At 70.5% G+C, this 14,159-nt stretch carries 9 protein-coding genes; 5 read left to right on the forward strand and 4 right to left on the reverse strand.

The genetic code is table 11. The features are described 5' to 3' along the window. The first annotated feature begins 77 nt into the window (after window positions 1-77). From ACFV9O_RS05830 to pulA, 3 genes are all read left to right on the forward strand, one after another. On the forward strand, window positions 78-1,076 hold the full coding sequence (locus tag ACFV9O_RS05830; protein ID WP_385412788.1) for a LuxR C-terminal-related transcriptional regulator: 999 nt from the start codon (window positions 78-80) through the stop codon (window positions 1,074-1,076). Between the two features lie 390 nt (window positions 1,077-1,466). Next, window positions 1,467-2,846: an alpha-amylase family protein gene (locus ACFV9O_RS05835; protein WP_385412791.1), complete on the forward strand. Its 1,380-nt coding sequence runs from the start codon at window positions 1,467-1,469 to the stop codon at window positions 2,844-2,846. A gap of 65 nt (window positions 2,847-2,911) precedes the next feature. Beyond that, window positions 2,912-8,296, forward strand: a complete 5,385-nt coding sequence (gene pulA / locus ACFV9O_RS05840) for a pullulanase-type alpha-1,6-glucosidase (RefSeq protein WP_385412793.1) — start codon at window positions 2,912-2,914, stop codon at window positions 8,294-8,296. 30 nt (window positions 8,297-8,326) lie between these two features. Here the strand turns inward: pulA and ACFV9O_RS05845 are convergent, their stop codons facing one another. Beyond that, complete coding sequence (locus ACFV9O_RS05845) at window positions 8,327-9,046, reverse strand: TetR/AcrR family transcriptional regulator (protein ID WP_385412795.1); 720 nt, start codon at window positions 9,044-9,046, stop codon at window positions 8,327-8,329. Between the two features lie 489 nt (window positions 9,047-9,535). Continuing rightward, window positions 9,536-10,813, reverse strand: coding sequence for a transposase (locus tag ACFV9O_RS05850; protein ID WP_385412797.1), 1,278 nt, complete (start codon window positions 10,811-10,813; stop codon window positions 9,536-9,538). A 245-nt stretch (window positions 10,814-11,058) separates the two neighbouring features. On the opposite strand from ACFV9O_RS05850, the gene ACFV9O_RS05855 reads away from it, so the two are divergent. Further along, window positions 11,059-11,364, forward strand: coding sequence for a hypothetical protein (locus ACFV9O_RS05855; protein WP_385412800.1), 306 nt, complete (start codon window positions 11,059-11,061; stop codon window positions 11,362-11,364). 54 nt (window positions 11,365-11,418) lie between these two features. Here the strand turns inward: ACFV9O_RS05855 and ACFV9O_RS05860 are convergent, their stop codons facing one another. Beyond that, complete coding sequence (locus tag ACFV9O_RS05860) at window positions 11,419-12,453, reverse strand: PDR/VanB family oxidoreductase (RefSeq protein WP_385412803.1); 1,035 nt, start codon at window positions 12,451-12,453, stop codon at window positions 11,419-11,421. 1 nt (window position 12,454) lies between these two features. Then, on the reverse strand, window positions 12,455-13,339 hold the full coding sequence (locus ACFV9O_RS05865; protein WP_385412806.1) for a metal-dependent hydrolase: 885 nt from the start codon (window positions 13,337-13,339) through the stop codon (window positions 12,455-12,457). Between the two features lie 135 nt (window positions 13,340-13,474). Here ACFV9O_RS05865 and ACFV9O_RS05870 point away from each other — a divergent pair, with 135 nt between their 5' ends. Then, complete coding sequence (locus tag ACFV9O_RS05870; RefSeq protein WP_385412808.1) at window positions 13,475-14,128, forward strand: class I SAM-dependent DNA methyltransferase; 654 nt, start codon at window positions 13,475-13,477, stop codon at window positions 14,126-14,128. Window positions 14,129-14,159 lie beyond the last annotated feature (31 nt).

A 14,159-nucleotide genomic window follows, 5' to 3' on the forward strand; every position in this document is an offset into this window, starting at 1 on the left:
CGAAAATGCGGTGAAGGTGGGCTGCGGCGGACGAGTCGTGTGATCGCTGCCCAGGTGGGTGACGGCGAGGAGAGGGCGTGCTGGAGGACCTGGGGCTCGACAAGCAGGCAGAAGCCGTCTACCGCGAAATGCTGAATCACCCGACCATGACCCGCGCCGAACTCGCCTTCGTGCTCGGCGAGACCGAGGACGTCATCGGTTCCGTGCTTGACCGGCTCAGTCGCCTGGCGCTCGTGCAGCAGGACGAGGCCGGACCTGTCCGCCCGGTCCGCCGTGTGCGGCCCGAGGCCAGGATGGAGCGGCTCTTGGCGCGTCAGGAGGCGCAGCTCGCCGCGTTGCAGCAGCAGATCGAGGCTTCCCGGGACGCCACCGCCCAACTGATGTCCGAGTGCACCGACCTCGTCCGGGGCGGGAGTGGATCGAGGGTGGAGCAATTGACCGGCATCGAGGCGATCCGCACGCGCATCGCCGAACTGACCGGGCGGATCTGCGAGGAGATCATGACCTTCGCTCCGGGCGGCGCTCAGCGCGCCGACGACCTGGAAGAGGCCCGGAGTGTCGACCGTCCGATGCTCGAGCGCGGAGTCCGAATGCGCACCCTGTGGCTGGACAGCATCCGCAACGACGGTCCGACGCTGGAGTATGCGCACTGGCTGCACTCTCTCCACGGCCAAGTACGCACGGTACCCAGCCTCCCGGTGCGGATGATCATCATGGACCGCGAGTGCGCCCTCCTGCCGGTGAACACGGACGACGCCACGGCCGGTGCGGTCGTCGTCCACGGCCAGGGAACCATCGCCGCCCTGTGTGCCTTGTTCGAGATCATCTGGAGCACGGGAACGGTGCTGGGCGCGCCCCAGCCGCTGGACGACCGCGGCCTCACGCCTCAGGAGCGGGGGTTCCTGCAACTCCTCGGGCAGGGGCTCACCGACCAGGCGATCGCGGTCCGGCTCGGGGTCTCCCATCGCACCGCGCGCCGCATCGCGGCAGCCCTCATGGAGAAGCTGGGGGCGCGCAGCCGCTTCGAGGCGGGCCTCAAGGCCGCCGCGCAAGGGTGGCTGCTGCCCAGCCAGTGAGGACCGTGGCCGGCATGTCGCCGCTGTTGGCGCTGCCGTGGTCCGACGGCGCCGGCGACCCGCACTCCAGGCTCTGACCGGTTCGCGGGATCGCCCCAGGCGAGGTCTTGTCCCTGTGTGCGAGGGAGCCGCCGCTCGTGTGCGCGAAGGCGCGCCGCGCACCCACGGCCGCAGGGCGAGGACCCTCAGGTCGCCGTGCTGCAACTTCTTGCGGATCCGTGTCTTCCGTGTGTCGCACACATGTCGAAGCCGTTGACCGATGGACCAACTACCCCTACGGTCACCTGCGCAGTGAGGTTTTCATTCTTGCAGCAAGAACATTCAATCCCCGCTCCACCCTTCCCCGCACCACCCCACCCCCCAACCTCCCTGAGCCGCAGGAGGAACCGCATGGCCAGCAGGTCTCTGGCCGCCGCACTCGCCCTCGTGGCGGGCGCGGCGGTCGTGACGATCGCGCCGACGGGGGCCGCGCAGGCGGCCCCGCCCGGTACCAAGGACGTCACCGCCGTTCTCTTCGAGTGGCGTTTCGCCTCGGTCGCGCAGGCGTGCACCAGCACCCTCGGCCCCTCCGGATACGGATACGTCCAGGTCTCGCCGCCCCAGGAGCACATACAGGGCAGCCAGTGGTGGACCTCGTACCAGCCCGTCAGCTACCGGATCGCGGGGCGGCTGGGCGACCGCACCGCGTTCACGAACATGGTCAACGCCTGCCACGCGGCGGGCGTCAAGGTCGTCGTCGACACCGTCATCAACCACATGTCCGCCGGATCGGGCACCGGCACCGGCGGCTCCTCGTACAGCAAGTACAACTACCCCGGCGTCTACTCCGATCCGGACTTCGACAACTGCAAGTCCCAGGTCAGCAACTACCAGGACCGCTGGAACGTCCAGAACTGCGAGCTCGTTGGCCTCGCCGACCTCGACACCGGCGAGGACTACGTACGCGGCCGCATCGCCGCGTACCTCAACGACCTGCTCTCCCTCGGCGTCGACGGCTTCCGGATCGACGCCTCCAAGCACATGGCCGCCGCCGACCTCGCGAACATCAAGTCGCGGCTGAGCAACCCCAACGTCTACTGGAAGCACGAGGTCATCTACGGGGCGGGGGAGGCCGTCCAGCCCGACGAGTACCTGGGCTCCGGCGATGTCCAGGAGTTCCGGTACGCCTACGACCTCAAGCGCCTCTTCAACAACGAGCGCCTCGCCTATCTGAAAAACTACGGCGAGGGCTGGGGCTATCTCAGTTCCGGCAAGGCCAGCGTCTTCGTCGACAACCACGACACCGAGCGCAACGGCTCCACGCTCAGCTACAAGTCCGGCGCGAACTACACCCTGGCCAACGTCTTCATGCTGGCATGGCCCTACGGCGCCCCGGACATCAACTCCGGCTACGAATGGAGCAACGCCGACGCCGGGCCACCGAACGGCGGCACCGTGAACGCGTGCTGGCAGGACGGCTGGAAGTGCCAGCACGCCTGGCCGGAGATCAAGGCCATGGTGGGCTTCCGCAACGCCACCCGCGGCCAGGCCGTCGTCAACTGGTGGGACAACGGCTACCAGGCCATCGCCTTCGGCCGCGGCACCAAGGGCTATGTCGTGGTCAACCACGAGGGCATCGCGCTCAACCGGTCCTTCCAGACCCAGCTGCCTGCGGGCAACTACCGCAACGTCCAGAACGGCGCGTGCGTGACGGTGAACAGCACGGGCTGGTTCACCGCCACCGTCGCGCCGCAGACGACACTCGCGCTGCACGCGGGCGCCGGCTGCTGACCACCGCCCCATCGCAGGCCGCCCGGTCCCCGCGCCGGGCGGCCACCGCCCAAGGAGACACCCGGATGAGACCCCCAGCCCCGCGCCGGACAGCCGCCCTGGCAGTCGCGGCGCTCGTCGCCGCCCTGGCTCCGGCGATACCGGCGCACGCCGCCCCGCCACCGCCACCCTCCGACCGGGCGCTCGCCGCGCAGCCCTCGAGGCACGACCTGACCCGGGAGCAGTTCTACTTCGTGCTGCCGGACCGGTTCGCGAACGGCGACCGCGCCAACGACCGCGGCGGACTGACCGGATCCCGGCTCACCACCGGGTACGACCCCACCGACAAGGGCTTCTACCAGGGTGGCGACCTCAAGGGGCTCACTCAGCGCCTCGACTACATCAAGGGCCTCGGGACCACCGCCATCTGGCTGGCGCCGATCTTCAAGAACCAGCCGGTGCAGGGCGAGGGCAAGGACGCCTCGGCCGGCTACCACGGCTACTGGATCACCGACTTCACCCAGGTCGATCCGCACTTCGGCACCAACGCCGACCTGGAAAGGCTCATCGACCGGGCCCACGCCAAGGGCATGAAGGTCTTCTTCGACGTCATCACCAACCACACCGCCGACGTCGTCGACTACAAGGAGAGGTCGTACGGCTATCTGTCCAAGGGCGCCTTCCCCTACCTCACCAAGGACGGCGTCCCCTTCGACGACGGCGACTACGCCGACGGCTCCAAGCCCTTCCCGCCGACCGACCGGGACTCCTTCCCGCGTACCCCCGTCGTGCCCGAGGCCAAGAAGAACCTCAAGGTCCCGTCCTGGCTCAACGACCCGACGATGTACCACAACCGGGGCGATTCGACCTTCGCGGGCGAGTCGTCCGGGCACGGCGACTTCGTTGGTCTCGACGACTTGTGGACCGAGCGCCCCGAGGTCGTCGAGGGCATGGAGAAGATCTACCAGCGCTGGGTGCGCGACTTCGACATCGACGGCTTCCGCATCGACACCGTCAAGCACGTCAACACCGAGTTCTGGACCCAGTGGGCCACCGCCCTGGACAAGTACGCCGCCGAGCAGGGCCGCGACGACTTCTTCATGTTCGGCGAGGTCTACTCCGCCGACCCGGCCATAACCGCCCCGTACGTCACCCAGGGCAGGCTCGACGCCACCCTCGACTTCCCCTTCCAGGACGCGGCCCGCGGCTTCGCCTCGCAGGGCGGCTCCGCGGCCAGGCTCGCGCAGCTCTTCGCCCAGGACTACCGCTACACCACCGACAAGGCCAACGCCTACGAGTCGGTGTCCTTCCTCGGCAACCACGACATGGGCCGCTTCGGCACCTTCCTCGAGCAGGACAACCCCAAGGCCGACGACGCCGAGCTGATCAAGCGCTACCGGCTCGCCAACGAGCTGATGTTCCTCTCCCGGGGCAACCCGGTCGTCTACTACGGCGACGAGCAGGGCTTCACCGGCCCGGGCGGCGACAAGGACGCCCGCCAGACCCTCTTCGCCTCGAAGACCGCCGACTACCTGGACGACGACCAGCTCGGCACGGACCGTACGCACGCCGACGACGCGTACGACCCGCAGCACCCGCTGTACCGGAACATCGCCGAGCTCTCCGCGCTCACCAAGGCCCACCCGACGCTGCGCGACGGCATCCAGACCGAGCGCCACACCGCCGACGGCCAGGGCGTGTACGCGTACTCCCGCACCGACGCCAAGTCCAAAGCGGAGTACGTCGTCGCGGTGAACAACGCGACCGCGCCGAAGACGGTGGAGATCCCCACCGGCTCCGCCGCCATGGCCTTCCGCACGCTCTACGGCGGCTCGGGCACCGTCACCAGTGGCTCCGACAAGAAGATCACCGTCACCGTCCCCGCCCTGTCCTCCGTGGTGCTGAAGGCGGCCGGCCCCCTCCCGGCTCCCGCGGCCGCGCCCACGATCACGCTCAAGGCCCCTGCGGCCGGCGCCACCGGCACCGTCGAGATCGGCGCCGACGTGGCCGGCGGACAGCTGAACCGGGTCGTCTTCGCCGCCCAGACCGGCAACGGAAAATGGCAGGTCCTCGGCTCGGCCGACCACGCCCCCTACAAGGTCACCCAGCACCTGAGCGCCAAGCTCCCCGCCGGAACCGACCTGCGCTACAAGGCCGTCGTCGTCGACAGCGCGGGCCGCACGGCGAGCGCCACGGCCGCCACGACCAGCGGCGCGCCCCCGGTGGAGCAGCCCCCGACCGCCGTCCAGCGGGACTACGCCGTCGTCCACTACAAGCGCGCCGACGGCGACTACGCCGACTGGGGCCTGTACACCTGGGGCGACATCGCCGACGGCGAAGGGACCACCTGGCCCGCGGGCAAGCCGTTCACGGGCCGCGACGCCTACGGCGCCTTCGCCTGGGTCAAGCTCAAGCCCGGCGCCTCCTCCGTCGGCTTCATCGCCGTCAACAAGGACGGCGTGAAGGACGTCGACGCCGACCGCTCCATCGACCTCACCAAGACCGGCGAGGTGTGGATCGAACAGGGCAAGCCCGAGGTCGGGAACGCCGCACCCGAGGGCGCCTACCCGCCCCAGGACACCACCAAGGCGATCCTCCACTACAAGCGCGCCGACGGCGACCACACCGGCTGGGGGCTGCACACCTGGACCGGCGCCGCCGACCCCACCGACTGGTCCAGGCCGCTGGAGCCCGTACGCACCGACGCGTACGGCGCGGTCTTCGAGGTACCGCTCGCCCCCGGGGCCACCTCGCTCAGCTACATCGTGCACAAGGGCGACGAGAAGGACCTCCCCGCCGACCAGTCCCTCGACCTCAAGGCCAGCGGCCACGAGGTGTGGCTGCTCGCCGGGCAGGAGAAGTACCTGCTTCCGCAGCCCAAGGGCGGCGGCGCGGCGCTCGACCTCACCAAGTCGAACGCCATCTGGATCGACGCGGACACCGTTGCCTGGAAGGGCAGCGACGCCGCGGCGTCGACCCAGCTCCTCTCCTCCCGCGACGGGTCCATCGCCGTCAAGGACGGAGCCCTGACCGGCAACGCGAGCTGGCTGCGGCTGACCAGGTCGGAGCTGAGCGACGCGCAGAAGGCGAAGTTCCCCCACCTGAAGAACCACACCGCCTACACCGTCGACCCGCGCGACCGTGACCGCGTACGCGAGGCGCTCAGGGGCCAACTGGTGGCCACCCAGCGTGCCGCCAACGGCGCGCTGCTCACGGCCACCGGTGTGCAGATCCCGGGCGTCCTCGACGATCTGTACGCCACGAAGGCACAGGGCGCGGCCCTCGGCCCGGTGTTCGGCAACGGCCGCCCGACCCTCTCGGTCTGGGCGCCGACCGCCCGGAAGGTCGCCCTCGAACTCGACGGGAAGACCGTCCCCATGCGCCGCGACGACGCCTCCGGCGTCTGGTCGGTCACCGGTCCGGCGGACTGGCGCGGAAAGCCGTACCGGTACGCCGTGACCGTCTGGGCGCCCGGCGTCCAGAAGCTCGTCACCAACAAGGTCACCGACCCGTACGCGACCGCCCTCACCGCCGACTCCGCCCGCAGCCTCGTCGTCGACCTGGCCGACCCGAAGCTCGCCCCCAAGGGCTGGGCCGGACTGAAGAAGCCGGCCGCCGTCCCGCTCCGTGACGCCCAGATCCAGGAGCTGCACGTCCGCGACTTCTCGATCGCCGACCGGACGTCTCGGCATCCCGGCGGCTACCTGGCCTTCACCGACCGCGAATCGGCCGGTATGAAGCACCTGCGCGAGCTCGCCTCCTCCGGCACCTCGTACGTCCATCTGCTGCCGGCCTTCGACATCGGCACCATCCCCGAGAAGAAGTCCGACCAGGCCACCCCGGCCTGCGACCTCAAGGTGTACGCCCCGGACTCCGAGGAACAGCAGGCGTGCGTCGCCGCCGCCGCCGCGAAGGACGCCTACAACTGGGGCTACGACCCGCTGCACTACACCGTCCCCGAGGGCTCGTACGCATCCGACCCCGACGGCACGCGCCGCACGGTCGAGTTCCGGCAGATGGTCCAGGGCCTGGCCGACGCCGGCCTGCGCACGGTCATGGACGTCGTCTACAACCACACCGTCGCGAGCGGGCAGGACAGCAAGTCCGTCCTCGACCGGATCGTGCCCGGCTACTACCAGCGGCTCCTCGACGACGGCACCGTGGCCACCTCCACCTGCTGCGCCAACACCGCCCCCGAGAACGCCATGATGGGCAAGCTCGTCGTCGACTCGGTCGTCACCTGGGCCAAGGAGTACAAGGTCGACGGCTTCCGCTTCGACCTCATGGGCCACCACCCGAAGGCCAACATCCTCGCCGTCCGCAAGGCTCTCGACGCGCTCACCGTCGAGAAGGACGGCGTCGACGGGAAGAGCATCGTCCTCTACGGCGAGGGGTGGAACTTCGGCGAGATCGCCGCCGACGCCCGCTTCGTCCAGGCCACGCAGAAGAACATGGCCGGGACGGGCATCGCGACCTTCTCCGACCGGGCACGGGACGCGGTCCGCGGCGGCGGCCCCTTCGACGAGGACCCCGGCATCCAGGGCTTCGCCTCCGGTCTGTACACCGAACCCAACTCCTCCAAGGCCAACGGCACCCCCGCCGAGCAGGAGGCGAGGCTGCTCCACTACCAGGACCTGATCAAGGTCGGACTGTCCGGCAACCTCGCCGGCTTCACCTTCACCGACACCTCGGGCCGTACGGTCAAGGGCTCGGACGTGGACTACAACGGCTCCCCGGCCGGCTATGCGGCCGCCCCCGGTGACGCCCTCGCCTACGCCGACGCCCATGACAACGAGAGCCTGTACGACGCGCTCGCCTTCAAGCTGCCCGCCGGCACACCGGCGGCCGACCGCGCCCGTATGCAGGTGCTCGCGATGGCGACGGCCGCCCTCTCGCAGGGCCCCGCGCTGTCCCAGGCCGGCTCGGACCTGCTCCGGTCGAAGTCGCTGGACCGCAACTCGTACGACAGCGGCGACTGGTTCAACGCCATCCACTGGTCCTGCGGACCGGACGGCAACGGCTTCGGCCGGGGCCTGCCGCCCGCGGCCGACAACAAGGCCAAGTGGTCCTACGCCAAGCCGCTGCTGACCGCTCCCACGCTGAAGCCGGGGTGCGCGGAGATCACCGGAGCCTCCGCGGCGTACCGCGACCTGCTGAAGATCCGCACGACCGAGAAGGCGTTCGGGCTCGGCACGGCGGACGAGGTCCAGTCCGCGCTCTCCTTCCCCCTGTCCGGGAAGGAGGAGACACCGGGCGTCATCACGATGCGCCTCGGTGACCTGGTCGTGGTCTTCAACGCCACTCCGGAGCGGCAGACGCAGCGGGTGGACACGCTCGCCGGCACGCCATACGCCCTGCACCCCGTGCAGGCGGCGGGCACCGATGCGGTCGTGAAGTCCGCCTCGTACGACGGTGGTTCGGGCGCCTTCAGCGTGCCGGGCCGCACGGTCGCCGTCTTCACCCGCGGCTGACCGCCGGCGGCGCGCCCGGGCCCTCGCGGCTCAGGCGCGCTGCTCCGGCACCCGTACCGCATGCGGTACGAGCGCCACGAGCCGGCCGACGAGCTCCCCGAAGGGCCCGTCGGCCGGCTCGTCCTCGAGGATCCGCAGCAGTACGCCCGCCATCTGCTTGTCGTACGCGGCCGACACGGCCGCGAGCGCCGCGAAGTCGTGCACCAGCTGCAGCTCCAGCTCGGCGCGCGGAATCTCCCGCCCGTCCAGCCAGATCAGTGCCGTCGACTCGGCCAGCGACACCCAGGACCGTACGACCAGCCGCAGCCGCGCCGGGGGTTCCGTGATGCCGAGGTGCGCCATGATCTGGTCGTACGCCGCCTGCCGGACCTCGTCGATCATGGCGTTGGTGGTCGTCGATCCGACGGCCGGGCCACCGCGCATCAGCGCCGAGAACCCCGGCCCGTGCTCGTCCACGAAGTCGAAGAACCGCCCCATGACCCGCAGCAGCCGCGCCCCGAGCGGCCCCTCCGGCCTCTCGGCGAACCGGCCCGCGAGCTCGTCGGCCGCACGGCGCAGCGCCGCCTCGTACAGGCTCTGCTTGCCGGGGAAGTAGTGGTAGACGAGCGGGCGCGAGATCCCGGCGGCGGCGGCGATCTCGTCGATCGACACGTCGTCGGGGGAGCGGTGGCTGAACAACTCCAGCGCCACTCCGATCAACTGCTGCCTGCGCTCCTCGACGCCCATCCTGCGGCGAACCCCGGTCGTCATGCGAACAGCGTCTCAGATCGGCTTGGGGATTTCCTCGGGGGGCCCGGGCTTCCCGGGACCACCTGCGAGGAGGAGTGACTCGGCCCCCGGATGATGGTGGTGTGGGCGTGGCGGTGGAAGCCCGCTCCGAGTCTTCCCCCGCTCGGCCGATGCCGGTTGGGGGTGCCGTTCGTGGTCGGTCCCTGCTGCTGCCGTCGTCGCCGCTGGCTGCGGCTTGTCGGGTGCTTGGAGTGCCGCCCCGCCGGACGCTTTCCACCTGGTGTGAACCCGGGTGGGGCGGGGACCCCGTGCCGCTGCCCGGGCACGGGGCGTTTCCTTGTGGGACCGCTCTTGCTGCGGTCCCGTGTCTGGTGCCGGACCGGGCGGTCCAAAGCCTGGATCACCGTGCGGATCACCAGGGTGCCGCTTGTACGGTCCCGGCAGGCCTTGGTCTGGTGGGTGAGGCCCCGGGCGCCGATGCGCTGCCAGACATCCGATGCGGTTGATCTGTCAAGCCGCTGCGGGGCGTTGCTGCTGGGCGAGGTCGGGGAAGGCGACGTTTTCGTCGTAGAGCACGTGTTGGGTAAGGCAGTGGTGGAGGCAGCCGATCATTCGGTTGACAGGGCAATACTTGGAGGTGCCGCGCGGGGGGACGATGACGACCGCGATCCCGTGCACACCGGCCTGGTGGCGCACATGGGCGACGATGGAGCCGCGGACGGTCTGGGACAGTCGCAGGTTGAGGGTGCGGCCCTTGCCGCGCGCTTCCATGTCCCGCAGGTCTTCAAGATAGATCACGCTTGCCTGGGCCGCGAGTGCGTGGTCGACCACGAACCGGGCCGCCGCATGGGCGAGGTGGGCGTTCAGCCTTCTTCGTCGCTGGGCGATGTGTCGGCGTTCGCGTTCCAGCACGGCGAGTTTCGTCAGTAGGTGGGGGTTGGGGCGCCGCCCGCGTTGCCGACAGGAGGCGGCCAGGGTGCGCAGGTGGTCTATGCGGGCGTCGATCGCCTCGCTGTGGCGGCGCAGGCGGTCGGACTTGGCGATCACGCCGTTCGCGCGGAAGTACACCGGGTGGGCGTCAGTCAGGACGCGGGGCTGGGGCTCGTTCGAGAGGGTAAGGGTGCCGCCGGTGAGCAGGGTGTTCAGCCCCCAGTCGAAAGCGACCGCCGTGCGGTGACCAGTCCGCTCCGGCTTGGGTACGGCGGTGGCGTAGGGGACATCGAGCAGCAGCCGTGCGCTGCGGACCCGCAGGGTCGGGGCGCAGAGCACCGCGTCGGCGGGCACGGACCGCGGGAGACGGAAACGTAACCGCGTCTCATGCCAGTCGTCGCGCGAGCGCGGGTTCGGGCGCGTCGGCAGGCGGACCGTCAGCACCCCGTGATGGCAGGGATCTTCGGCGCAGCGCTCGATGGTGGCGAGCTGCTTGTCCGCCGCTGCCAGGACCACTTGGCGGCCTGCGGCGGGGGCGGGTTCGAGCTCGGTGACATCAGTCGGCATCCGCCCGTGCTGCGTGTGGAAGGCGGCGATCTGCCGCGTACGGGCGCGCAGCACACTCGTCGGGATCGCAACACCGTCGGCGAGAGTCGCACGCAGCGCGGTCCACTCGGCCTCGGTGCGCCTGGCCGGGTCAGCCGGCCAGGCGGCCATGACCGCGCCCGTCACCTGCGCCCGCCACCAGGCCGAGCGCAGCACCCTCCCCGCCTGCTCCTCCGCCACTCGCAGGACACGGTCCGGCACATACACGCCCTCCGGAGCCTCGGTCCGCCAACCCAGACGTCGCAGAGCCATCCACGCTTGCGACGGCAGCCCTGCCCCCGTCGAATCCACCCCGGAGGCTAGACGGGCCAGATCGTCCGAACCTGGACGAAAACGAGGTGCGCCTTATCGACGACGCCTTGACGCTGGTGCAAGAGCTGGAGGCCGGCAGTCGAAGGTGACAGCCACGTGAGCACGGCACGAGGAGGTTCCCAGCCGGCGGCGGCAGATCAGGCTCGCCGTCACCCGCCGAGGGGCGTCCGTTACGCTCATTGCACATGACCGCATCTGACCAGGAGAGCCCTGCCCCCCAGGGCATGAACCCCCAGGGCATGACGCCGCGCCAGGCCCGGATACTGCGGATCACCGCCGCGTCCGTTCTGCTCGTGGCGCTGGCGGCGGTCCTCGCGGTGCGGCTGGCCAGCCGCACGTCCGTCCTCGTGGTCGGGGTGTACGGACTGGCCATGATCCTGTGCGGAGTTGTCATCGAGCTGAGCCGCCACGGCCGCACCCGGCTCGGCACGTGGCTGCTGGGCGCGGGGTTGGTGGCGGCGCTGGCGGCGGACTGGCTGCTGCTTCCCTGAGCCGTCCCCAGCCGTCCCCAGCCGCTCTCGGCCGTTCTCGGCCGTCCCGAGCCGTCACAGATCCAGGACGAGGCGTCCGCTCGTGCACCGTGAGACACAGATCAGCATCGAGTCGTCCCGTTCCGCGTCCGTGAGCAGTTCGTCGCGGTGGTCGATCCCGCCCTCCAGGACCCGCTGTTGGCAGGTGCCGCAGAAGCCCTGCTCGCAGGAGTACGGGACATCCGGCAGTTCGTCGCGTACGGCGGCGAGGACCGACCGGTCCGCGGGGACCGTGAGGGACCGGCCGGAGCGGCGCAGTTCGACCTCGAAGGCACCGCCGGGTGCGGTGGCCGCCGCGGTGAACCGTTCCAGGTGGAGCTTCCGGCCCTCGGGCAGGGCTGCGGCGACCGCGTCCATCAGCCCTTGCGGGCCGCAGCAGTAGACCACGGTCTCCTCGGGAAGGCCGGCCAGGAGCGTCAGGTCCAAAGGGCCGGTCGTGGTGTGCGCGCCCAGCTTCTCGGCCTCCTCGAGGTACGGCATGGTGGCCCGGTCGCGCCCGCAGTACAGCAGCCGCCAGTCGGCGGCACCTGCCGCGTGCAGCGCCCGCACCATGGGCAGGACGGGCGTGATGCCGATGCCGCCCGCGATGAAGAGGTACGAGGCGGCCCCGACCAGTGGGAAGCGGTTGCGCGGGCCGCGGATCTCGACCTCTGTGCCCTCGTGCAGCTGCTCGTGCACCTCGCGCGATCCGCCGCGGCCGTCCTCGACGAGGCGGGTCGCGATCGTGTAGGTACCGGAGTCCTCCGGGTCGCCGCAGAGCGAGTACTGGCGGACGAGACCGGATGGCAGGACGAGGTCTATGTGTGCGCCGGGCTCCCAGGGCGGCAGGGACTGGCCCTCGAGGAGCAGTTGGACGACGCCGTCGGCGGGGGAGGTGCGTTGGGTGACCAGGACGCGGTGCGAGGAGGGGCGGCGGCGTCCCTGGCCCGAGATCGGCTCCTCCAGGGCGGGCATGGGCCAGAGCGGGGACGCCGCGATGCGGCGGCGGACCGCATGCCTGGCGAGCAGGGCGGCCCCGGCGACGAGGGCGACGGTGCGGAGCCGGGGCATGTCAGCGGCCTCCGTTCGCGCCAGGTGAGCCGGCGAGATAGGCGACGGCCTGGGCCGTGCTGCCCTCCTGGCTGGGGTGGTACGCACGGCTCAGATAGCGCGGGATCGAGCGCAGCATGGCGGGAGTGGACGGGAGCACGCCCCGGTTTCCCGCGCGGTAGAAGTCGCGGAAGCTCGCTCTGCCGTCGACGAGGGTCGGGTCGTTCTCCATGAAGAACCGGGCGCCGCGCTGCCAGAGGAAGACGAGCGCGGAGAACGCCGTCGCCCAGGTCCGTACCCGGCGCCGGTAGCTGCCGTCGACGTGCATGAAGAGGTCGAAGGCGACCGACCGGTGCTCGACCTCCTCGGCGCCGTGCCAGCGCAGGAGGTCCAGCATCATCGGATCGGCTCCGCGCCGGTCGAGCTCATCGGCGTTGAGGACCCAGTTGCCGAGGAACGCCGTGTAGTGCTCGATCGCGGCGATCAGCGCGATGCGCTCCTTCAGCCACCACGCGCGCGGTTTGCCGGGCGGGAGGGTCCGGTCGCCGAGCAGTTTCTCGAAGAACCAGTCGACCTGCGCGGTGTAGGGCGTCGGGTCGAGCCCCAGTTCCCTGAGGTGCGGCAGCACCTCGTCGTGGGCCTGTGAGTGCACGGCTTCCTGGCCGATGAAGCCGATGACGTCCTCGCGCAGACGGTCGTCGCGGATGTGCGGCAGGACCTGCTTGTAGACGTGGACGAACCAGCGCTCGCCGGCGGGCAGCAGCAGGTGCAGCACATTGATGGTGTGGGTGGCGAACGGGTCTCCGGGGACCCAGTGGAGCGGGGTCTCCTCCCAGGCGAAGGAGACCTTCCGGGCCTTGAGCGGGGTGTGTTCCGACGCCGACGCGGCCGGCTTCGTATTAGACATGGCGTCAATGTACTGACGGGTACGCCGTCGGAACAGAGCCGTGCAGCGAGGAGTTGGCCGGTGTGCGCGAGGATTACGCGCACGTTCGCCGGGCCCGTTGCCGGTGCACCGCCCCCCGGCCTACTGTCCTCGACCATGACCGAGCCCTCGTACCTGCAGGCCACACGGACGTCCTACGACACCGTCGCCGTCGACTACGCCCGACTGCTCGAAGCCGAACTGGGGAAGAGACCGCTGGACCGCGCGATGCTCGCCGCGTTCGCCGAGGTCGTACGGGCCGACGGGGCCGGGCCGGTCGCCGATCTCGGCTGCGGGCCCGGGCGGGTGACGGCCCACCTGGCCTCGCTGGGGCTGGACGCCTTCGGCATCGACCTGTCGCCGGGGATGATCGCGGTGGCCCGGCGGAGGTACCCGGACCTGCGGTTCGACGTGGGGTCGATGACGGCCCTGGACCTCAAGGACGACCTGCTCGGCGGCGTCGTCGCCTGGTACTCCACCGTCCACACCCCGCTCGAGGAACTGCCTGTGGTGTTCGCCGAGTTCCACCGGGTCCTCGCCCCGGGCGGCCACCTGCTGATCGCCTTCAAGGCCGGCGACGGAGGCGTGCGACTGGAGCACGCGTACGGCCACGCGGTGGATCTCGACGTCTACCGGCTGCCGGTCGACCGGGTCGCCGAGTTGCTGGGCCGGGCGGGACTGACCGAGGTCGCCCGGCTCGTGCGCGAGCCGGGCGAGAACGAGAGGACCCCGCAGGGCTTCCTCCTGGCCCGCAAGCCGGAAAGGCCGTAGCGCAAGCCGCAAAGCCCGTAACGCATGCCGG

The sequence above is a fragment of the Streptomyces sp. NPDC059909 genome, from assembly GCF_042730885.1.
GTDB lineage: Bacteria > Actinomycetota > Actinomycetes > Streptomycetales > Streptomycetaceae > Streptomyces.

Coding starts and splice junctions, on each gene's coding strand:
- ACFV9O_RS05835 (WP_385412791.1), top strand. CDS start 1,467: ATGGCCAGCAGGTCTCTGGCCGCCGCACTCGCCCTCGTGGCGGGCGCG.
- pulA (WP_385412793.1), top strand. CDS start 2,912: ATGAGACCCCCAGCCCCGCGCCGGACAGCCGCCCTGGCAGTCGCGGCG.
- ACFV9O_RS05870 (WP_385412808.1), top strand. CDS start 13,475: ATGACCGAGCCCTCGTACCTGCAGGCCACACGGACGTCCTACGACACC.
- ACFV9O_RS05845 (WP_385412795.1), bottom strand. CDS start 9,046: ATGACGACCGGGGTTCGCCGCAGGATGGGCGTCGAGGAGCGCAGGCAG.
- ACFV9O_RS05860 (WP_385412803.1), bottom strand. CDS start 12,453: ATGCCCCGGCTCCGCACCGTCGCCCTCGTCGCCGGGGCCGCCCTGCTC.
- ACFV9O_RS05855 (WP_385412800.1), top strand. CDS start 11,059: ATGACCGCATCTGACCAGGAGAGCCCTGCCCCCCAGGGCATGAACCCC.
- ACFV9O_RS05865 (WP_385412806.1), bottom strand. CDS start 13,339: ATGTCTAATACGAAGCCGGCCGCGTCGGCGTCGGAACACACCCCGCTC.
- ACFV9O_RS05850 (WP_385412797.1), bottom strand. CDS start 10,813: ATGGCTCTGCGACGTCTGGGTTGGCGGACCGAGGCTCCGGAGGGCGTG.